Origin of the sequence: Nguyenibacter vanlangensis, assembly GCF_013376155.1 — a bacterium.
Taxonomy (GTDB): domain Bacteria; phylum Pseudomonadota; class Alphaproteobacteria; order Acetobacterales; family Acetobacteraceae; genus Gluconacetobacter; species Gluconacetobacter vanlangensis.
Genome location: NZ_JABXXP010001037.1, coordinates 1 through 778, shown reverse-complemented (window position 1 = coordinate 778; position 778 = coordinate 1). Strand labels below are relative to the sequence as shown.

The window sequence follows — 778 nt, the reverse complement described above, 5'->3', positions numbered from 1 at the left end:
CGGCCGATCACCTGTTCGGTCGCCGGGTTCAGCACGTCGATGAACCGGCCGTCGGCCGCCGGGGTCCATCGCCCGTCGATGAACAGCAGCGTGTCGGGATAGTGGGGCATGGCGGGGCGACTCCGAAGTGCCGGGACGATCGGCCCGGCGGGGCCGGGTGCAATTCCGCCCGACCCTGCCCGAAGCGGCCGCGCGGGTCAAAGCCCGCGCGTGTCCCCCGCGCGTGTCCGATGCATATCCCCCGATGCATATCCGATGCACCGCGCGCGCGGTTGCCGCGTTCTTGCGGATCGGGTGGGATGATGCCGGGGGCGGGAACAGGGACGGAGGCGGATGATGTTCAGGGCCATCGTGATCGACAAGGACGCGAACGGGTACCATGCGGGCCTGCGCGCGCTGGAGCCGGTGCGGCTGCCGGACGGCGACGTGACGGTGCGGGTGGAATATTCGTCGCTGAACTATAAGGACGCGCTGGCGATCACCGGGCGCGCGCCCGTCGTGCGGAATTTTCCCATGGTGCCGGGCATCGACCTGGCCGGCGTCGTGACCGAATCCGACCATCCGGATTACCGCCCGGGCGACCGGGTCGTGCTGAACGGCTATGGCATCGGCGAAAGCCATTGGGGCGGGCTGTCGCAACTGGCGCGCGTGCGGGGCGACTGGCTGGTCCCCCTGCCCCGGGCGTTCAGCACCCGGCAGGCCATGGCGATCGGCACCGCGGGCTATACCGCCATGCTGTGCGTGCTGGCGCTGGAGCGCCAGGGGCTGACGCCGGGGT

The 778-nt window shown here is 70.7% G+C and carries 1 protein-coding gene; it reads left to right on the top strand.

Annotated elements, in window-relative coordinates:
* Window positions 1–336 precede the first annotated feature (336 nt).
* The coding region (locus HUK84_RS21055; RefSeq protein ID WP_176641907.1) for an alcohol dehydrogenase catalytic domain-containing protein at window positions 337–778 on the top strand (442 nt) is incomplete at its 3' end.